The organism is Actinomadura sp. NEAU-AAG7, assembly GCF_018603865.1.
GTDB classification, from domain to species: domain Bacteria; phylum Actinomycetota; class Actinomycetes; order Streptosporangiales; family Streptosporangiaceae; genus Spirillospora; species Spirillospora litoris.
The window spans coordinates 207,815-226,914 of sequence record NZ_JAHFZY010000008.1; the positions used below are offsets into that span (position 1 = coordinate 207,815).

General features: G+C 70.7%; 16 protein-coding genes. 5 read left to right on the forward strand and 11 right to left on the reverse strand.

The window, feature by feature from the left end:
• The first annotated feature begins 13 nt into the window (after positions 1 to 13).
• Complete coding sequence (locus tag KLI87_RS33230) at positions 14 to 640, forward strand: TetR family transcriptional regulator (protein WP_156219973.1); 627 nt, start codon at positions 14 to 16, stop codon at positions 638 to 640.
• A gap of 64 nt (positions 641 to 704) precedes the next feature.
• Here the strand turns inward: KLI87_RS33230 and KLI87_RS33235 are convergent, their stop codons facing one another.
• On the reverse strand, positions 705 to 4,076 hold the full coding sequence (locus KLI87_RS33235; protein WP_214620206.1) for a pyruvate carboxylase: 3,372 nt from the start codon (positions 4,074 to 4,076) through the stop codon (positions 705 to 707).
• A 268-nt stretch (positions 4,077 to 4,344) separates the two neighbouring features.
• Here KLI87_RS33235 and KLI87_RS33240 point away from each other — a divergent pair, with 268 nt between their 5' ends.
• The 4 genes from KLI87_RS33240 to KLI87_RS33255 all read left to right on the forward strand — a co-directional run bounded on the left by KLI87_RS33240 (position 4,345) and on the right by KLI87_RS33255 (position 10,286).
• Positions 4,345 to 7,818, forward strand: a complete 3,474-nt coding sequence (locus KLI87_RS33240; RefSeq protein ID WP_214620207.1) for an AAA family ATPase — start codon at positions 4,345 to 4,347, stop codon at positions 7,816 to 7,818.
• A gap of 97 nt (positions 7,819 to 7,915) precedes the next feature.
• Positions 7,916 to 9,058, forward strand: a complete 1,143-nt coding sequence (locus tag KLI87_RS33245; protein ID WP_214620208.1) for a MinD/ParA family protein — start codon at positions 7,916 to 7,918, stop codon at positions 9,056 to 9,058.
• Positions 9,055 to 9,381: a hypothetical protein gene (locus KLI87_RS33250; RefSeq protein WP_214620209.1), complete on the forward strand. Its 327-nt coding sequence runs from the start codon at positions 9,055 to 9,057 to the stop codon at positions 9,379 to 9,381. Before KLI87_RS33245 ends, KLI87_RS33250 begins: the two co-directional genes overlap by 4 nt.
• On the forward strand, positions 9,378 to 10,286 hold the full coding sequence (locus KLI87_RS33255) for a DUF6177 family protein (RefSeq protein ID WP_308166385.1): 909 nt from the start codon (positions 9,378 to 9,380) through the stop codon (positions 10,284 to 10,286). The genes KLI87_RS33250 and KLI87_RS33255 overlap by 4 nt, the downstream gene beginning before the upstream one ends.
• Here KLI87_RS33255 and KLI87_RS33260 read toward each other — a convergent pair.
• The 10 genes from KLI87_RS33260 to eccD form a co-directional block, all read right to left on the reverse strand.
• Positions 10,263 to 10,766, reverse strand: a complete 504-nt coding sequence (locus KLI87_RS33260; protein ID WP_156219968.1) for a hypothetical protein — start codon at positions 10,764 to 10,766, stop codon at positions 10,263 to 10,265. The genes KLI87_RS33255 and KLI87_RS33260 overlap by 24 nt on opposite strands.
• A 110-nt stretch (positions 10,767 to 10,876) precedes the next feature.
• Positions 10,877 to 11,239 carry a YbaB/EbfC family nucleoid-associated protein gene (locus KLI87_RS33265; protein WP_214620211.1) on the reverse strand — a complete coding sequence of 121 codons (363 nt, stop codon included), beginning with the start codon at positions 11,237 to 11,239 and terminating at the stop codon, positions 10,877 to 10,879.
• Positions 11,240 to 11,284: 45 nt separating this feature from the next.
• Complete coding sequence (locus KLI87_RS33270) at positions 11,285 to 11,965, reverse strand: hypothetical protein (RefSeq protein ID WP_214620212.1); 681 nt, start codon at positions 11,963 to 11,965, stop codon at positions 11,285 to 11,287.
• A 36-nt stretch (positions 11,966 to 12,001) separates the two neighbouring features.
• Complete coding sequence (locus KLI87_RS33275; protein WP_156219965.1) at positions 12,002 to 12,304, reverse strand: hypothetical protein; 303 nt, start codon at positions 12,302 to 12,304, stop codon at positions 12,002 to 12,004.
• A 39-nt stretch (positions 12,305 to 12,343) separates the two neighbouring features.
• On the reverse strand, positions 12,344 to 13,522 hold the full coding sequence (locus KLI87_RS33280; RefSeq protein WP_214620213.1) for a S8 family serine peptidase: 1,179 nt from the start codon (positions 13,520 to 13,522) through the stop codon (positions 12,344 to 12,346).
• 1,439 nt (positions 13,523 to 14,961) lie between these two features.
• Complete coding sequence (locus KLI87_RS33285; protein WP_214620214.1) at positions 14,962 to 15,414, reverse strand: hypothetical protein; 453 nt, start codon at positions 15,412 to 15,414, stop codon at positions 14,962 to 14,964.
• Between the two features lie 29 nt (positions 15,415 to 15,443).
• The gene (locus KLI87_RS33290; protein ID WP_214620215.1) at positions 15,444 to 15,737 is read right to left on the reverse strand and encodes a WXG100 family type VII secretion target; all 294 of its coding nucleotides are present in this window, start codon (positions 15,735 to 15,737) and stop codon (positions 15,444 to 15,446) included.
• Positions 15,738 to 15,771: 34 nt separating this feature from the next.
• Positions 15,772 to 16,086, reverse strand: coding sequence for a WXG100 family type VII secretion target (locus tag KLI87_RS33295; protein WP_173390921.1), 315 nt, complete (start codon positions 16,084 to 16,086; stop codon positions 15,772 to 15,774).
• Positions 16,087 to 16,304: 218 nt separating this feature from the next.
• Positions 16,305 to 17,666 carry a type VII secretion protein EccB gene (gene eccB, locus KLI87_RS33300; RefSeq protein ID WP_214620216.1) on the reverse strand — a complete coding sequence of 454 codons (1,362 nt, stop codon included), beginning with the start codon at positions 17,664 to 17,666 and terminating at the stop codon, positions 16,305 to 16,307.
• Entirely contained in the window at positions 17,642 to 18,997 is a 1,356-nt protein-coding gene (gene eccD / locus KLI87_RS33305) for a type VII secretion integral membrane protein EccD (RefSeq protein WP_308166387.1), read from the reverse strand. Before eccD ends, eccB begins: the two co-directional genes overlap by 25 nt.
• Positions 18,998 to 19,100 lie beyond the last annotated feature (103 nt).

The following is a 19,100-nucleotide window of genomic DNA, read 5'->3' on the forward strand; positions in this document are numbered from 1 at the left end:
CGATGATGGCGGGATGGGACTCCGGGAGCTGAAGAAGCAGCAGACGCGGCAGAACATCTCGCACCAGGCGACCCGCCTGTTCCTGCGGCACGGTTTCGACCAGGTGACGATCGCGGACGTCGCGGCGGCGGCGCAGGTGGCGAAGATGACCGTCACCAACTACTTCCCGCGCAAGGAGGACCTGGCCCTCGACCTGCACGAGGTGTTCGTCGGGCTGCCGGCGCGGACGGTCGCCGAGCGGGCGCCCGGCGAGTCGGCGCTGGCCGCGCTGCGGCGCGCGTTCCTGGCGGCGGTGTCCCGGCACGACGCCGTCATCGGCTTCTCCGGCCCGGAGTTCGCCCGGATGATCACCGGGAGCCCGGCGCTGGTCGCGCGGATCCGCGAGTTCCACGAGGAGCGCGAGGACGCGCTGGCCGACGTCCTCGCCCGCGAGACCGGCGCCGCGCCGGGCGACCTGCTCCCCCGCCTGGTCGCGGCGCAGTTCGGCGGCGTCCACCGCGTGCTGTTCCAGGAGACCCTGCGCCGCACGATCGACGGCCAGGGCCACGAGGAGATCGCGGCGGCGCTGGCCGAGAGCGGACGCGCCGCCTTCGACCTGCTCGAACCGGCCCTCGCGGGCTACGCCGTCCGCGCGGCGTGACCCGCGCGGACGGCGCGGACGGCGCGGCCCGCTCCGTCCGCTGAGCTCGCCGGGCCCGCCGCGCTCAGGTGATGACGAGCAGCAGGTCGCCCGCCTGGACGGGGGTCGCGACGGGGACGGCGAGGCGCGCGACCCGCCCCGCGACCGGCGCGGTGATCGCGGCCTCCATCTTCATCGCCTCGATGGTCGCGACCACGTCCCCGGCAGCGACCTCCGCGCCCGCGGCCACCCGCAGCGTCACCGAGCCGTCGAACGGCGCGGCGACGTGGCCGGGCTCGGCCGGGTCGGCGCGCTCGACGGGCGGGGCGTCCGAGGCCACCGACCTGTCGCGCACCGACAGCGTCCGCAACTGGCCGTTCACGTTGCAGATGACCTGCCGGAAGCCGGCCTCGTCGATGCCGCCGACGGCTTCGAGGCAGGCCAGCACCCGCACGCCGGGTTCGAGGTCGAACGCGATCTCGTGCCCGGTGCGCAGGCCGTACAGGAACGCGCTCGTCGGGAGCGCGGACAGGTCGCCGTACGCGGCGCGGGCCTCGCGGTACTCCTTGGCCGGGCCGGGGAACAGCAGCCGGTCGAGCGTGTCGCGGACCTCCGGACCGGCGAGGGCCTTCTCCTCCGCCTCGTCCAGTTCCGCGCGGGCGGGCGTGTACTGGCGTCCGGCCAGGGCCTTGGTGCGGAACGGCTCGGGCCAGCCCCCGGGCGGGTCGCCCAGCTCGCCGTTCAGGAACCCGATGACGCTGTCGGGGATGTCGTAGCGCTCGGGGTTCTCGGCGAAGTCGCCCGGGTCGGCGCCCGCGGCGACCAGGTGCAGGGCCAGGTCGCCGACGACCTTGCTGGACGGGGTGACCTTCACGAGCCGTCCGAGGATCGCGTCGGCCGCCTCGTAGCACCGCTCGATCTCCTCGAACCGGTCGCCGAGCCCGAGCGCGACGGCCTGCTGCCGCAGGTTCGAGAGCTGCCCGCCGGGGATCTCGTGCCGGTAGACGCGCCCGGTGGGCGAGGGCAGGCCCATCTCGAACGGCGCGTACAGCCTGCGGACGGCCTCCCAGTACGGCTCCATCGCGGTGAGCGCGTCCAGGTCGAGGCCGGTGGCGCGGCCGGTGAAGTCGGTCGCGGCGACGATCGCCTGGAGCGGGGGCTGGCTGGTGGTGCCCGACAGCGGCGCGGCGGCGCCGTCCACCGCGTCCACCCCGGCCTCGATCGCGGCGATGTAGGTGCCGAGCTGTCCGCCCGCGGTGTCGTGCGTGTGCAGGTGGACGGGCAGGTCGAACCGCTCGCGCAGCGCGGTCACCAGCGTGCGGGCGGCGGGCGCGCGCAGCAGGCCCGCCATGTCCTTGACGCACAGGATGTGGACGCCCGAGTCGACGAGCCGCTCCGCGAGCCGCAGGTAGTAGTCGAGCGTGTAGAGGCGCTCCTCCGGGGACGACAGGTCGCCGGTGTAGCAGAGCGTCCCTTCGACCAGCGCGTGGGTCTGGAGCGCGGCGTCGATAGCCGGGCGCATGCGCTCCACGTCGTTCAGGGCGTCGAACACCCGGAAGATGTCCACGCCGGTGTCGGCGGCCTCCTTGACGAAGGCCCGCGCGACCGAGTCGGGGTAGGGCGTGTATCCGACGGTGTTCCGGCCGCGCAGGAGCATCTGGACGCACAGGTTCGGAGCCGCCTCCCGGATCGCGGCCAGCCGGTCCCAGGGCGACTCGCCCAGGAAGCGGAGCGCGACGTCGTAGGTGGCGCCGCCCCAAGCCTCCACGGACAGGAGCTGCGGCGTCATCCGCGCGAGGTAGGGCGCGGCCGAGAGCAGGTCGTAGGTCCGCACGCGGGTGGCCAGCAGCGACTGGTGCGCGTCCCGGAACGTGGTGTCGGTGACGGCCAGGGCGTCCTGGGCGCGGAGCCGCTCCGCGAACGCCCGCGCGCCGAGGGCGAGCAACCGGTCGCGGGAGCCCTCGGGGAAGGGGCCCTCAAGCAGGAGCGGCGGCAGCTTCTCCGCCGGGTCCAGGGGGGTGGGCGCCTCGCCGTTGGGCTTGTTGACCGTCACGTCGGCCAGGTACCGGACCAGGCGCGTCGCGCGGTCGCCGCTCGACCGGGCCGTGAGCAGCTCCGGATGGTCGGCGATGTAGGACGTGGTGACCCCGCCCGCGCAGAAGTCCTCCTCTTCCAGGAGCGCCTGGAGGAACGGGATGTTGCTCGCCACGCCCCGGATGCGGAACTCCGCGACCGCCCTGCGCGCGCGCCGGACGGCGTCCTCGAACGTCCGCCCGCGGCAGGTCAGCTTGACCAGCAGTGAATCGAAGTGGGGGGTGACGACGGCGCCCGCGTGCGTCGTCCCGGTGTCGAGGCGGACCCCGGCGCCGCCCGGGGACCGGTACGCGGAGATCTTGCCGGTGTCGGGGCGGAACCCGTTCGCGGGGTCCTCGGTGGTGATGCGGCACTGCACGGCGTACCCCGAGACGGTGACCTCGTCCTGGGCGATGCCGAGGTCGGCGAGCGTCTCGCCGCCCGCGACGCGGAGCTGGCTCTGCACCAGGTCGACGCCGGTGACCTCCTCGGTCACGGTGTGCTCGACCTGGATGCGCGGGTTCATCTCGATGAAGACGTGCTCGCCCCGGTCGTTCACGAGGAACTCGACCGTGCCCGCGTTGACGTAGCCGATCTCCTCGGCGAACCGCACCGCGTCCGCGCACAGCCGCTCGGCGACCAGCGGGTCCAGCCGGGGCGCCGGGGCGATCTCCACGACCTTCTGGTGGCGGCGCTGCACCGAGCAGTCGCGCTCGCGCAGGTGGACGGTGTGCCCGGCGGCGTCCGCGAGCACCTGCACCTCGATGTGGCGCGGCCGGTCCACGGCCTGCTCCAGGAACACGGTCGCGTCGCCGAACGCGCTGAGCGCCTCGCGGCGCGCGGTGTCGACGGCGGCCTCCAGGTCCTCGCGGTTGTCGACGCGGCGCAGCCCGCGCCCGCCGCCGCCCGCCGCCGCCTTCACGAACAGCGGGAACCCGACCTCGTCGGCCGCCGCGAGCTCGCGGCCGGGCTCGGGCGTCGCCGAGCGCAGCACCGGCAGGCCCGCCCGGCGCGCCGCCGCGACCGCCTCGATCTTGTTGCCCGCCAGCCTCAGCGCGGCCGAGGGCGGCCCGACGAACGTCAGCCCGTTGCGCTCGCACGCCTCGGCCAGCTCGGGGCTCTCCGACAGGAACCCGTAGCCGGGGTAGACGGCGTCGGCGCCGACCCGCAGCGCCGTCGCGACGATGCCGTCCACGTCCAGGTAGGCGCGGACGGGATGGCCGTGCTCGCCGATCTCGTACGCCTCGTCCGCCTTCTGGCGGTGCAGGGACAGCCGGTCCTCGTGGGCGTAGACGGCGACGCTGGCGATGCCGAGCTCGTAGGCGGCGCGGAACGCCCGCACGGCGATCTCGCCCCGGTTGGCGACGAGCAGCTTAGTGATCACGTGGGTCTCCCAGGGTGCGGGCGGCCGGGTCATCGGTTACCTACCCAGTGGACCGGCCTGGAACGGTCGCCCGAGCGCCCGGGAACCGTGAACAAAGTGACAGATGACAGCCACGGGAAAAACACGCGAAGGTTTCCGCCTTCCGGCCCTGTCCCGGCGGCGTTCGCGCACCGTCACCTCCGATGCCCTCCTCCGCAAGCGCCGCCCCCGAGCCCGGTGGACGCTCTAGTCTGTTCGCACCGGGTTGTGTGCTTTAGAGGGGAAAGCGGTGCGGCTGCCGGAGAATCTGGAACTGCTCGTCACCGATGAGCCCATCCTGGACCTGTACTCCTTCGGGCCCTGGCGGGTGCCGGACGGGCTCTACGACGACATCCGCGCCCGCATCGACAAGCTCGTCGCCGACCCGCGCTGCGCCGAGCTGACCACCGACCAGCACTCGGTGCTGAGCACGCCCGCGCCGCTCGTCGTCGCCGAGCTGGTGCTGGACGTCGACTTCCTGTGCGGCGCGGCGGCGGTCAACTCCGGCACGCACTCGCGCCTCCAGTACCAGTTCTTCGGCCGCTACCACCGCGAGCCCCGCGAGCCGCTGCGGACGGTCAGCGACTGGGGCGTCACCAAGGGCGGGTTCCGCCCGCTGGAATGGCTGGAGGAGGCCCCCGACAAGGACCTCGCGCTCGGCCTGGCCCGCGACGCGCTCGACGTCCTGGAGGGGCTGGAGCCCGTCGAGCAGCGCCGCCAGGCCATGATCCGGCTCTACGAGGACCCGCCGCCCGGACTGGACATCAACGCGCCCCTGCCCGACCAGCGCGCGCTCTGGACGGCCCACGCCCCCGACGACGTCGTCGCCGTCCTGCCGGAGCTCGCGGGCCCCATCGGCTATCTGGAATGGGTGTGCTCGGGGCTCCTGGCCGTGCACGAGCACCTCCTGGAGGTCGCCCCGCACGAGGAGTCGGTGGAGGAGATGCTCGTCCACCTCCTGCTCCAGGGCGGCCTGGAGCAGGTGCCCGTCGAGCTGGCCGCCGCCGTCACCGAGGACCGCTACGGCGAGCTGCTCGAACGGTTCGCGGCCGAACGCGCCGGGTTCAAGCCGCACCCCTGGTACACCTCCACCCGCGCCTGGCTCGGCCGGGCGCTCGGCGCGGGCGCCATCGAGGCGTGCCGGGGCTGGCTGGACATGGCGATGCGGTTCACCGGCGCGGCCCAGGGCTTCCCGGACGAGGCGCAGATCCCCGAGCCCGAGTGGATCCCGGTCGGGGAGTTCGAGGAGGACGTCCGGCGCCTGTTCACCCCGCGCCGCCGCATGGTGAATCCGCTCGCCGCCGGTGTGGGCAAGGGGCCCTCCACGCGGGCGCGCCGCGTCCGCAAGGCCGACGTCGGCTCCGAGCTGGTCGGGCAGCCCGACGTGCTCGCCGCCCTGGAGGACGTCGCGGGCGGGGACGCGCCCGTCCGGCTGATGCTGGTCGGCCCGGACGGCACCGGCAAGCGCGACGCCGCCCAGGAGATCGCCCGGCTGCTGCGCGAACGCCAGGTCACCGAGCCGCCGCTCTGGCTGGCGGGCGACTTCTTCGCCGCCAAGGAGGTGTCCGCCGCGACCACGCACCTCTACAACGACGCCCGCGACTCCGCCGGGCACCGCCTCATGGTCATCGACGGGCTGGACGACATGTCCCGCGACGTCCGCAGCGGCGAGGCCATCCTGGAGGAGCTGCACCGGGCCCTCGACGTCCACGACGACCTGCATGTGGTCGCGCTCTGCGAACCCGGCGGGGACGAGCGGATCCGCGAGGTCAACCCCGGGCTCGCGCTGCGGCTCCAGGTCGTCCCGACGCACCCGTTCACCGCCGACGGGTACACCGAGCTGTTCAACCGGGCGCTGCAACAGCGCGGGGCGCGCGCGCACAAACGCGCGCTGACCGCCGCGGGGGAACTGCTCGTCCGCACCCCGCCCGTCCGGAACCTGCGCAACGCGCGCCTCGCGCAGCGCCTCGCCGACGTCGTCGTCGAGGGCGTCCGGGAGCGCACCGAGCCCGGCGAAGAGCTGGTGGTGAAACGGCCCGACGTCCCCGCCGCCTTCGACGCGTCCGGATCCCCGGGCGACCCGCTCGCCGAACTCGCCGCGCTGACCGGCCTCGACACCGTCAAGCAGGAGATCGAGCTGCTCGTCGCGGGCGCCGAGGCCGCCAAGATGCGCCGCGAGGCCGGGCTGCCCGCGCCCGTCCCGCCCGCGCGGCACATGGTCTTCACCGGCAACCCCGGCACCGGCAAGACCGTCGTCGCGCGGCTGCTGGCCCGCATCTTCAAGGACCTCGGCCTGCTGTCGTCGGGGCACCTCGTCGAGGCGTCCCGCTCCCGGCTCGTCGGCCAGTACCTCGGCGAGACCGCCGTGAAGACCCGCGCCGTCGCCCGGCAGGCCGTCGGCGGCGTCCTGTTCATCGACGAGGCGTACGCGCTCACGCAGAGCGGCATGTCCGAGGACTACGGGCCCGAGGCCATCGCCGAGCTGCTCAAGGTCATGGAGGACAACCGCGACGACCTCGTCGTCATCGCCGCCGGTTACGAGCGCGAGATGCAGCGGTTCGTCTCCTCCGACCCCGGGCTCGCCTCCCGCTTCCCGCACACGATCCGCTTCCCCGACTTCACCCACGACGAGCTGCTGGAGATCTTCACCGGCCAGGCCCTCGCCACCGGCCTCGAACCCACCCCCGCCGCCCGCGCCAAGATCTCCGGCCTGCTCCGCAAGGCCCCGCGCGGCCGCTCGTTCGGCAACGCCCGCGTCATGCGCAACCTGTCCGAGCGCGCCACCGTGCTCCAGGCGCGCCGCGTCACCGCCAAGAAGCGCGCCACCCCCCAGGACCTCGCCACCCTCCTCCCGGACGACATCCCCGACAGCCTCAGCGGCACCTCGCGGGTCCTGCCCGCCACCGACCCGCTCACCGAGCTGGACGCCCTGGTCGGCCTCGCCGACGTCAAGCAGGAGGTGCACCGCCTCGTCGCCGAGGCCCGGGGCGCCGAGCTGCGGCGCGGCGCCGGGCAGCCCGTCGTCACCCCGACCCGGCACATGGTCTTCACCGGCAACCCCGGCACCGCCAAGACCACCGTCGCCCGCCTCGTCGCGTCCGTCTACGGGCGGCTCGGGCTGCTGTCCTCCGGCCACCTCGTCGAGGTCTCCCGCGCCGACCTCGTCGGCCCCTACCTCGGCCAGACCGCGCCCCGCGTCCGCGCCGCCGTCGAACAGGCGCTCGGCGGCGTCCTGTTCATCGACGAGGCGTACGCGCTGGCCGGCGACATCTACGGGCAGGAGGCCGTCGCCACCCTCGTCCAGCTCATGGAGGAGTACCGGGGCGACCTCGTCGTCATCGCCGCCGGATACGAGCGCGAGATGACCGCGTTCCTCACCGGCAACTCCGGCCTGGAGTCCCGCTTCCCCAAGCGGCTGGCGTTCCCCGACTACTCCGACACCGAACTCGTCGCGATCTTCGAGCGGCTCGCCGCCGCCGAGGGCCTCACGCTCGCCCCGGACGTCCCCGGACGCCTGCGGACGCTGCTCCACGCGGTGCCGCGCGGGCCGTCCTTCGGCAACGGCCGCCTCATGCGCAACCTCCTGGACGCCGCCATCGCGGCGCAGGGGCAGCGCCTCACCACCGGCGACCGCCCGGACGACATCGAGATCATCACCCTGCGCGCCGCCGACCTCCAGCCCGCCGCCCCCGCCTCGGCCGAGGCCGTCGGACTCTACCTCTGACCCCGCCTCACACGTCCGGTCGAAACCGCTCTCCCTTTTTCCTGACTTGTCTAGACTCGTCTCGGCCGACTGATCTCGCGGCGCTGGAAGGGGACCGGTGACCGATCGCGACTGGCAGCGGGCCGTCCTCCACGACCTCGGCGGTCTGGAGTCCGGCCTCGTCGCGCCGTCCCCGCGTCCCGCCGCGCTCCCTGCGGCGCCCCAGGTAGAGAGCCCATGGACGGCCGCCCTCGCGGCCTCCCAGCCCCCGGTGCCGCACCCGGCACCGGCGGTCCCCCAGCCGCCCGTCCCCGCACCGGCACCGCATCCCGCACCGGCGTCCCCCCGCGTCCCGGCCCCCGCCCCGCATCCCACACCGGACCCCCGCCCCCGGGAGCCGTCGGAGAACACCCCCGCCCAGGAGAGCGCCCCCCGTCGGACACCGGGCCCGCGCAGGCCCGTCGGGCCGTCCTCGGCGGCCGGCGAACTGGAGTGGGTCGGCGCCCGGCTGGGCGCGCCCGTGCCGTCCTGCCGCCGGATCGCGGTGACGAGCGTCCGGGGCGGCGCGGGCAAGTCCACGGTCGCGGCGCTCGTCGCCGGGATCATCCGCCGGCACCGCGCCGACCGGGTCGTCGCGGTCGACGCCGACCCGGGCCTCGGCTCGCTCCCCCTGCGCGCGGGGGCGACCTCGCCCAGCTCCCTCCGCCACCTCGCCGCCGCGCGGCCACGCTCCTGGGAGGAGACCGCCGCCCACCTCGGACGCACCGACGAGGGCCTCTACGTACTCCCCGCCGCGCCCGGAGGAGCCGTCGCGGGAACGCTGGACCACGCCCTCTTCCAGCGGGGCGTGGGCAACCTCAGCCGCTACTTCTCCACCGCCGTCATCGACTGCGGCGCCGGCCTGTCCGAGGACCTCCAGCGCGGGATCCTCGCCGAAGCGCACGCCCAGGTCTTCGTCACCCCCGGAACCGTGGACGGAGCCCTCAGCGCCCGCGCCGCCGTCAACTGGCTCGCCCAGAACACCGGCCTTCTCCCCCGGACGGTCATCGCCCTGGTGGCGCACGCGCCCAACCCGGGCACGGACGTGAAACGCGCGGTCCAGATGCTGAGCGCGGGCGGACTCCCCGTGGTCTACATCCCCTTCGACCGCCACCTCGCCGCCGGGGTCTCGATCACCCCCGAGCGCGTCGGCGCCGCGGCGCACACCGCCGCCGCGCGGATGACGGCCGCCGCCTTCGCCCGCGCCCTGGCCGTCCGATGAGCCGCGAGCTGGTCGTCCTGTCCCAGGAGGAACCGGACCTGGACGCACTGCCCGCGCTGGTCGCCTCGTCCGGCATCCAGGGCCTCGCAGTAGGCGGCCCCTACGTCTTCGACTCCCACGACCGCCTCCTCCTACGCGTCCAGGACGCGACGCTGATCACCGTCCCGGGCGAGGTGGAACGGCTCCTCTCCGCCCCCGCCCGGGAACCGGTCTGGTGGGTCGAACTCCACGCCGCCGCGTCACCTCCCGAGGCATTCCACCTCGCGCGGCACTGCGCCCGCGAACTCGCGACCCGCCACAACGGCACGGTATGGGGCCAGTGAACGAAACCCGGGGCGGCGCCGACGCCCTCACACCGCACTCCATGGTCGTCCTCCGGGACCGACCGGTGGTCGCGCTGAGCCCCGCCCTGGCCGAGGCCCTGGCGGAATGCGGCCCCCGCGTCCTCCAGATCGTCACAAGCCCCGCCAGCCGCCTGACCATTCCCCTCCGCGCCCTGGCGGGGACCCCGAAAGCGACCTGGGTGGTCGCCCCAGGCGACGGCTACTACGAGGGCCTCACCGGCCGCCCGATGCGCTGGGACGGCACCGCCTTCACCCACGTCCCCGACGCGACCGACTACGCCCCCACCTACAAAACCCGCCCGTCGGCACCCCTCGGCTCCCACCTGACCCTGACCTTCCAGGCCCGCCCCGCAGAAAACCCAGGCGCACAGATCGAGCACCTCCTCCACCTGATAACCGGCCACCCACCCCTGGGCTGGGGCCCCACCGAACCCCTGAAACACCCCTGGAATGGCCCCGACCTACCCCGGGCCCCACACCTCATCCTCACCGGAAAAAACGCGATAGCCACCTTGAATTTCTCCGGCGAAACCGAAACGACAACGCTGGTGGTCGCCTACCCTCCGTCCACCCGTCCCCCCATAACCGACCTCCCACCGCTGATCGACGCCCTCACCACCAAAACCCCGATCACGGCCCTCATGGCCCAACTCTCCCCGGGCCGCCCCGACCTCACCACCGAACCCCGCTGGTCAGGCGCCGCGTCCCCGATCGGCCTGGCCGCCGCCGGCGCCCGCACGGGCCCCCCGGGCTTCACCCGCCAACGCCTTGGCCCCCCGTCCGCCCCCCTGACCTGGTTCCCCCTAGGCGACGGCCGCTCCCCCGACTACTGGCACCGCCACCACCAACTCCTCACTCACCTAAACAACCCCACCCACACCTGAATCTTCAGCCATCTGCCGCAACCGAGCGGCGACCGACGCCTCAGGCGTCTCGGCTCCCCGCCCGGTGCCGATAGCCGCAGCAAGCGCGAGCAACTGCTCCCCCGGCAACACCTTGTACCGGAAATCCCTGTTGCACAACAACAAGTTGACCGAACGCCCCTCCCCGCCCGCAGTTATTTTCAACCGAGGAACCACCGGCCCGGCCAACCCAACACCCGAGAACTCCAAACCGATCCGAGCAACCGAGAGATCATATTCGCGGTCACGTACGATCCCACGCCGCCACAAGCATCTGCCATCCAGCCAGAACGATCTACGATAGGCAAAATAGAGCATACCGGCAATGAAAACGAAAAATACCACGAGCGTTAGAATCAGAAGGGCAGCGATAGCATATTTGTCGTCGCCGATGAGATCAGCTGCAAGATAGAAGCCGGCGACCTCGACCGCAACAGTACAAACGGAATTGAAAATCCACACGACCCACCCACGAGCCCCTGGGCCCGTTGAAAGCCTTACGACTCCTGATCGAACTTCCGACATTCCTTCTCCATCGAAATTTTATATGGGGAACTTGAAGGGCGCCCTCTCTAGGCGCCGTGCGACCCGCGCCTAAAATCGTCCGCCTCGTCGATAAGCTCACTCACGAGATCGGTCGCACCCTGCATCAATTGCCCAAAAGAGTCGTTTCCAGTGATCTGCTGGAGGCTTTCCAGATGCATGCCGGCCGCACCACTGATGGCTCGGTTCAAAGTTTCGAGAATGTTGCGCGCCAGTCCGGCACTGTTCGGGTTTCGATAGATTTTCGGATCTATCTCCAACCCCACGACCTGTCCACTGGCGACCGCAGTCACCTTGATCATCTTATCGGCGGAGGTGGCGACGAATGGACGTTGAACGACTTCCAGGATCAATTCCCGGAGGCGGTGTGCCTGCTCAGACTCATCGTACATTGTTCATCCGTTCATCGCTGGCCGGTCCGAACCGAACGCCGAGACCTAGACTCCGTCGGGCTCGTGGATCGAGGAAAAGCCCTTCACCCGACTGAGGTTCGGCGGGTCCGGCGGCGTCACCTTCGCCAGGCTCTCTCGACTGACAAGTTTTTTCAAGTTTTCAAGCTGCCCATTTTGCGCGCTCAGCAGCGACTTCTGAATATTCGCGCGGTTGACCAACCATGTGAGGAAGCCGGCAATGAAGGCAATGAGGAATCCGAGGCCGATCGCCGACGCCGCACCAAGCGAGAACGCAGATCCCACCACCGCGCCAATAATCCCGGCGGCGATGCCGGCGGCAACCTCGCTTATCTTCTCCTCCGTGTCGTCCTTCGCCTTCTGGAGAGCCTCGCCAACCGCATCCAGGTGCCACGAGACACCCCGAACTGCCGCCTGCTGGTCCTGGAGAAGCTGAATCATTTTATTCATGTAGGTCTCGAACCCAGCCGGGACATCCCAGTTGGCGAGAACGACGCTCACATGCGTTCTCACCTCCTCGATGTGCGCGGTAAGGTGATCACTGGCCCGCCACCATTCATCCTGGGTAGGCCTGAGAAGTTTTGGATCAGGCGTGGTCATAGGCCTACTCATTTGCGACGGAGGCGCCTGTCCAACCATTTGAGCAGCCGCATCTATGAGTTCAATACCATGCATGCCGAGAAGTTTCTTGACATCGCCGACCCCCATGAACTCTTCCTTTCTGTTTCGATAACGGCGATGCAGTCAGCTCGCCAACTTCTTCTCTATTTCTCGATAATGATCGGCTGCCTTCGCGATGGCGTTGCCGGAGTCACGAAGGCCGGCGTAGGCGGCTTGAAGTTGTTTGCTGAACTGCGCTCTCGCATCCTCGTAAGCCCGTTCCATCTCCACCCTTATCGGATTCTCCCCGAAGGCCGCCGGGTTCAAATTCAGAGAATCTATTCCGAACTTCGTCTTATTCACGTCGTTGGCCAGGTCGGGTAGCGCGGTCCGTCCCAACGCCTGCAGACGATTGATGTCCCTGACCCAAAGGCGATGCTCACTCACAGTGCGCTCCCATGCTGTGAAACCTCCAACTACCGCAACTCACAGCTCTCCGCCGCCCCTAAAACGACGACGCCGAACAAGAATCGCCCCGGCTATTATTAGGGCGACTCCCAGAACCATGACCATCAAGGACCACCAGGGCAGGCCGCCGCCTCCCGATTTACGATAGTCCGTAGCTGTCGTCCTAATCGATTGTTTCGATGGTGAAGGATTTGTACCCTCTTTCATCTGTGCCGGAGGAAGCCTGCTGTAGACCGGATTAGGGGCGTCGGACGCCACGTTCGCGGTGAGGGCCAGGTAGGGGATGATCGCGCCGTAGCCGGACCTCTTGTCCCAGCCCTTGGGGCCGACGTCTTTCGCCGTGGCGAGGATGCGTTGGACGATCTGGCGTCCCGGCATCCGCGGGTACCGGGCGCGCATGAGCGCCACCACGCCCGATGTGAGAGCCGTGGCCTGGCTGGTGCCATTGCGATCCCAGTCGAAGGTTCCGCGTTTGCTGATCGATCCCACCGTTACGCCGGGAGCCGCGATCATCACATTGTCGCCAGGGGTGCTCTTCGTCCAGATCTTCAAGTAGGCGTCCACGGCGCCCGCGGTGAGCACACCTGCGCAGTTGGCGGGATAGAACCCCGATTCGGCCACGAAACCATCGTTGCCTGCGCCTGCGACGATCACGACATCGTGCTGTGCTGCATATTCAACGGCCTGCTGGAGGTCATCTGGGCAGGACGATCCATCACTTACTGCCGAAATATTGATGACCTGAGCGCCGTGATCGACCGCGTAGCGTATGGAACGCGCGTAGGCGAGCCCCCCGGCTGTAATGGGAAGGATCCGGCTCTCCGGGGCGATCCCCATCATTCCGGTTCCGCGTCCCTGCCCGGCGATCAAGGCGGCCATGGCGGTCCCATGGCCGCCGAGTTCACTGTCTCCATCCTTGCGGCCGTCTCCGCCGCCGGGACCGTTGTAGGTGGTGCCCTTGAGGACCACCCCGTCGAGGTCAGGCAGTCGGGCTTCCACGCCGGTGTCCACGACGGCGACGACGACTCCTTTTCCGCGCGTCACGGGCCAGACCTTCTCTTCGATCTCCCACGCGTCGAACCACCATTCCTCTGAACGCGCTACCGAGGACGCGGCCCTGACAGGCGCCGCATGAGTTGAGACCAGGGCGATCACGCCCGTCAGCGCAATCGCCGAGCGAATCGTTCTCGTGTGCACGATCTGACAGCCCCTCAGCGACCGTTGCCGGTCGGTTCTCCGATCACCCTCGGAGCGACCCCCTCGTGCTCGCTCCACACGTCCTCGTCCTCGGTCAGAGGGATGCTGCGCTCGCGCGAAGCGGCGGTGCGGCCAGTACCGGCTCCCATCGGCATTCCGAGTCCGGTGCGTGTCCCTCCCGGCTCGCCGACACCTGCCGTTCCCGGCCGCGATGCCGTCCGACCACCGCCGGATGGGCCGGCGCCGATCACTCCGCCGGGTGCGATCGCCCTGGTTCCGAGCCCTTCGCCCAACGCGCTGTTCAGACCGGGCAGGCGACTCGACGTCCCGGTGGCTCCGAGCACCCCACCTGCCCGTGGAACTCCTCCACCGCCCATACCGGCAACCGGCAGATTGCCGCGTCCACCGGCCGGGGACTCACCGACGGTGGGGCTGGTGCCCCGACCATTGGGCGCTGTCACTGGATTGGTGGGGATCGTCGGAAGCGCTCTCGGCGGGAGCGGAACGCCGAGCCCTCCAGGAAGGGGCGGCCCGGCTCCTCCACTGGGCGGGGAGCCCGGCGACGCGACCGTTGGGGGTGGTACGCCCGGACTTCCCGGGCCGCCGCCGGTGCCGGATGGTGACGGCTGGATTCCCTGGAGATCTGAGGGACCGGCGCCCACCTGGCCACCCGGCGCTGGCTCGCCGCCGGGTCCCACGCCTTCCAACGTCGGGAGTCCTCCCGGCGTCCAGCCGGCCTGACCCGGAGACTGAGCGGCACCTCCCGCAGCTTCGGGTCCATCGCCTCCCATATGTCTCGCAGGAGCGCCACCTGCGGAAGACCCGGGAACTCCGGCGCCGGAGGTCGCCCCCGGTGCTGAGCCGCCACCGATCGGGTCTTCGATGGGGCTCATCAGATCGAGTGGGATGTTCGGTGGGATCTGGGCGAAGGCGGAGGCCAGGCCGGAGTTTGTTCTGGCCAGGTGCTCCTGTGCCTGTTTGTCGGCGGCGTGGCTCATCATCGGGCCGGCCGAGGCTCCGGACTGCGGTAGCACTCCCAGGGGGCCGGGGGCGGGAATGTTGGTCTGTGCGTTCCGGATGGTGCCTTCGGCGCTCGCCATCGCCGTCTCGAACCGGCTGCTCGCCTTTTCGAGCGCGCTCGCCGAGTCGGTGAGGGCGCGTAACTCCTTGGCGCTGAGCACCTGCGCTTCGCTCGTCCACACCGCGTTGAGGCGGTTCGCGTGGGCGCCGAGCGCCTGCTGGACACGCTGGAACACCGGACGCGCCTGGGCGTGGGCTCTTCCGAGTTCCTGGAGCGGCGCCACGTTCGCGCCCTGGAGGTAGGCGACGATCGTGTCGTGGTCGTACTGCGCCGGGTTCCCGTGCCCGAGGGCGCCCTGCCGGAGTTCCTGCTCCTCTTTTCTACGCCCCATGATCCCTTCCAGTCACGCGTCGTGGTGTCACTGCTGCTGCCACGGCTTCACGCCGGAGGGCGGACGGGGGCGGCGGACGGTGTGCGTCGCCTCTTCCTCAGCCTTGTCGAGGTTGGTCGCGGTGCGCTCAAGCCGCTTGATCACCTGGTCGTAGGCCGCGCAGTAGGCGTTGACGGCGGCGACCATGTTCTCGTGCGCGGTGTCCAGTCCCGAGCCGAGTTCGCAGGCGACGTCCCAGCCGCCCACGCGCCCGGCGACGCGGGAGCCGCCCTGGAGCAGGCTCAGTGTGTTCTTGAGGTCGGCGAGGTCCTTGCCCATCTCCCGCGCCACCTGGCGGATCTGCTCGCGGCGATGGGCGATGGTCCCGGCGCCGGGCGGCGTCCGGTTCAGCGAGCCGGGAGCGATGGCGCCTGCGGGTCCGGAGTCCGGCCTTGGGAGTGGTGGGGACGTCGGGTCGTCGGGCTGATCCCGGGGGGCCATGGTGGTCTTCTTCCCTGTGCGCGGACCGGCTATGTCCACATGGCGGTGTTGGAGCGTTCGGCGCCCAGGTGGATGTCGTGGGAGTCGCCGACGGCCGTGCCCATGCCGGACACGGCGGCGGCCATCCGCTGGGCGGCCTGCTTCCACTCGCGTGACTTCTGCTCGTAGGCGGCGCGGGCGTCGCCGTCCCATTCGGCCAGGTTGGCGCGGACCTGGGCGTCGAGCGTGTCGAGGGTGGCCTGGTAGCTCCTCAGCGCCGTCATGAAGTTCGCCTGCGCGTTCTGCATGCCGCCGAAGTTGACGTAGGTGTATTCGGTGCTCACGGCATCCTCCAGTTCTAGCGGTCGGGTGGGCCGGTCAGCCGTTGACGAGGCCCTTGAGGCTGCTGACCCGGGCGGTCTTCTCCTGCTCGGCGCTCTCGTACTTGGCCTTCGTTCCCACGAGCTTCTCGTGGATCACGCCCAGGTCCTTGAGGACCTTGGTGAACTCGGTTTCGAACATGTTGTAGACCTGCGTGAACGCGGCGGCGGACTCGCCCTTCCACGCGCCCTGGAGCTCGGCGTGGTGGGCGTTCAGCTGGCCCTTGATCTGACCGATCCGGCCGTGGGCGTCCTGGACCTTTCCGGCCGCCTGCTGCATGTGTTGCCGGTTGACCGATGAGTGGTTGGTCATCTGTGGCTCTCCTCGCGCGTCGGTCGCTGTGCGCGTCACGACGAGCGCTCGCGCGTGCCGATCGAATTCCTTGATCGATACGCGACACACCCCGTGACTGCGAGCAAAGTACAGCGTAGGGAAGGCGTGGTTGGCATGTCTATGCAATACCTTCGGGAGCGCCATTGCGGCTCGTCTTATATGCGGGCTTGCTCAGTGTTTGTTTCTCCATGTGCTGATCATCTGGCCGGAACCGGACGCAGGGCGTTCGCGCCGGTCAAGGTCGGCCCTTTTTTGAACAGTTGTAGGAGATTTGTCGGAATTGGAGTGGCCTTGGCCGGGGAGTAGCCCAGTTTCGCGATGTCCTCCGACGTGGGCACGGGATAGCGGATCCCCTGGTCGGTTAGCAGGGCGAAGGACTGCGGGGGCCGTCCCCTGGCGGTCAGGACGCCCACGAAGGAGCCGCCGCCCGGAAGCAGGACCTGGTCCAGGTTCGAGGAGGTGACACTCGGGGCGGGGAGGGCGCCGCCGACGGTGAAACGGGCCTCTGTGGACAGCCTCGCCGCGTCCTTGTAGATGGCACAGAGCGGCTGCTGAGCCTCGTACGCCGCTATACGCGGCGGAGACTCCGGCAACGCGCGGTTGTGGAGGTTGGTCCGGGACGGCCTGGACGCGGCGGCGGCCGGGGTGAGATCGCGGGGCGCGGCGGCGCCGGGCACGTCCAGCAGGAGCCGGGCCTGGGTGGCAGAGATATCCGAAAGGCCGTCTGGGAGTTGCGCGTACCAGCGTTCGGGGGTGCCCGCCACGGAAGGCACCCGGAAGATCTGCCCCGCGGGCGTCAGGGCGCCGTCCGGCCCGGGGAAGCGCTGTCCCCGTCGGGGGATCGACGGGGCCGTGAGGTCGAGCCCCTGCGGGAGGCCGTTCAGCCAGCGCTCGCTGACGGGCACCGGCGGGTCGGCGCTGAGGACGCGGGCCGTCTCCGGCGTCAGCCGCATGCGGGTGTTGTACCAGACCAGCCAGTTCTGGGTGCCGCCTCGCACGACCACGCCCTGCGTGTCGTCCAGGGGGCGTCCGCCCACGTCGTGGCCGCCGACGAGGGAAACGGTCCCGCCGCGGACGCAGAGGGACCAGGTCTTCGGCCGTTTCCCGGGGTCGGGCAGTGACTCCGGGGCATCCGGTATGCCGGCGAGCGGCCCCCTCGCGTATTCGGCGAGTGACCGGGAGGAGACGAGCTTGCGATGGATCTCCGTGGTGGGCATGGCGAGGCGGGCGGAGGCGTAGTTGAGGAACGGGACGAGTTTGCGCGTCTCGGGGTTGTAGGCGTAGGTCGCCCCGGTCTCCTTCTCGATGATGAGGACGCCCGGCCGTTCCAGGTTGCGGGCCCCGCCCTTGAACAGGAGCCCCGCGATGCCGAACCCGGCCGCGACGAGGACGACGACCATGACGCCGCAGAGCGCGCCCACGCCGGTGCGGCGGAGCGGGGACTCGGCGGCGCTCGGGCTGCCCTGCAGGAGCGCCAGCGCGACGCGCTGGGTCATCAGGCGGTGGGCCTGGTAGAGGTCCTTGCGGGTCTGCATCAGCCGGCCAGCCCGCGCAGCCACGCGTAGAGGCCGAGCTCCCCCATGGCCAGGGGGAGCAGGCTGATGATCAGCATCATGTCGGTGATGTCGGCCGCGCGCCCCCAGAACGGCGACGGCTTGCGGACGGGAAGCCGGAGCGCCATCACGATGATGACCGTCGCCGCCAGGGCGATCGGCACGATCACCGTCAGGAGCGTCCTGGCCGGTGACGCCGCGCCGGCCTCGCGGAGGGCGAGGACCGCGAGGCCCGCCAGCCCCGACCCGAGCATCCACAGGCGCTGCGGAAGGCTGTGGAAGACCCGGGCGCGCAGGAGGAGCACGAGCGAGACGCAGAGGCCCGTCGTCCTCGGGAGCCATCCGCCGGTGGTGAGCAGGAGCTGGGAGGCGATGCCGACGATCGCCACGGCGGCGACCAGGGCCGTGGTGAACCGGTCGGCCTCGCGGGTCCGGCGGAGGAGGGAGGGGCCGTCGAACGTCTGGGCGTTGCGCAGCTCGTCGGCGTTCTCCGGGACGGGCGGGAGCGGGAGCCGGGCCAGCCGGAAGGCGAGCGACGGGATGAAGGCGGTCATCACGAGGCAGAGGGACGAGGCCAGGGCGGCCATCCCGGACGGGGCCAGGCCGGCGCCTTCGACGAGGGCGGCGGAGACCAGCCCTAAGAGCGCGGTGAGGGCCACGCCCAGGAACAGGGGAAGGCCCTCGATGATGCCGAAGGCGGCGAGGACGGCGGTGAGGGTCACCGCGCCGAAGGCCGAGAGGAGATGCGGGGCCCCCAGGGCCGCGAGGTCCACAGGGCGGGCCGGTGCCAGCAGCCCGCCCAGAAACGCATACGGAAGGGCGCTGTAGCCGAGTGCGGCGCCTGCGGACGAGTCGCCCATGGCACGTGACAGGACCACCCCCGAGACGACGAGCACCACGGCGATGACGCCGGACGCCGCGGCCGGCAGCCCCCACGGCGGGCCCGCGAGGGTGAGGGCCGCCGCGCCGACGAGGAGCACGCCCGCGCCCGCCGGCAGGCCGAAGGCGCGGGTGGTCTCGGGGCGCCAGCGGTCGGGGCGCTCGTTGATGCCGGTCGCGACGACGTCGGCCACGTCGTCGAAGGTGACCTCGGGCAACTGGGCCAGCCCTGGCCGCAGATAGAGGATCTCGCCGTCACGGACGGTCTGGGCCGCCAGGGACTGCGACTCGTCGAGGGGCGCCTCCTCCAGCCGCTGGAGCACCCAACCGGAGTGGGCGACCCCGGCGTCGGCCAGCCGCTGCCCCGCGACCTGCAACAACGTGGGGAGCATGTGCGAGAGCGGGACGTCGGCGGGCAGGGACAGATCCAGGCGCCGGTGCGGCGCGATGATGATCACGCGGCATAGGTCGGCCCCCGTCGTGTTATTCACGCGACCTCCGATCGTTCGTTGACCGATCACTCACTACCAGTAAGAAGCGTTGTCCGCCACTCGCCAGAGG

Bases quoted from the DNA above. Each gene is read 5' to 3' on its own strand.
- KLI87_RS33270 (WP_214620212.1), bottom strand. From the start codon at position 11,965: ATGGGGGTCGGCGATGTCAAGAAACTTCTCGGCATGCATGGTATTGAA.
- KLI87_RS33230 (WP_156219973.1), top strand. From the start codon at position 14: ATGGGACTCCGGGAGCTGAAGAAGCAGCAGACGCGGCAGAACATCTCG.
- KLI87_RS33295 (WP_173390921.1), bottom strand. From the start codon at position 16,086: ATGACCAACCACTCATCGGTCAACCGGCAACACATGCAGCAGGCGGCC.
- KLI87_RS33250 (WP_214620209.1), top strand. From the start codon at position 9,055: ATGAGCCGCGAGCTGGTCGTCCTGTCCCAGGAGGAACCGGACCTGGAC.
- KLI87_RS33265 (WP_214620211.1), bottom strand. From the start codon at position 11,239: ATGTACGATGAGTCTGAGCAGGCACACCGCCTCCGGGAATTGATCCTG.
- KLI87_RS33285 (WP_214620214.1), bottom strand. From the start codon at position 15,414: ATGGCCCCCCGGGATCAGCCCGACGACCCGACGTCCCCACCACTCCCA.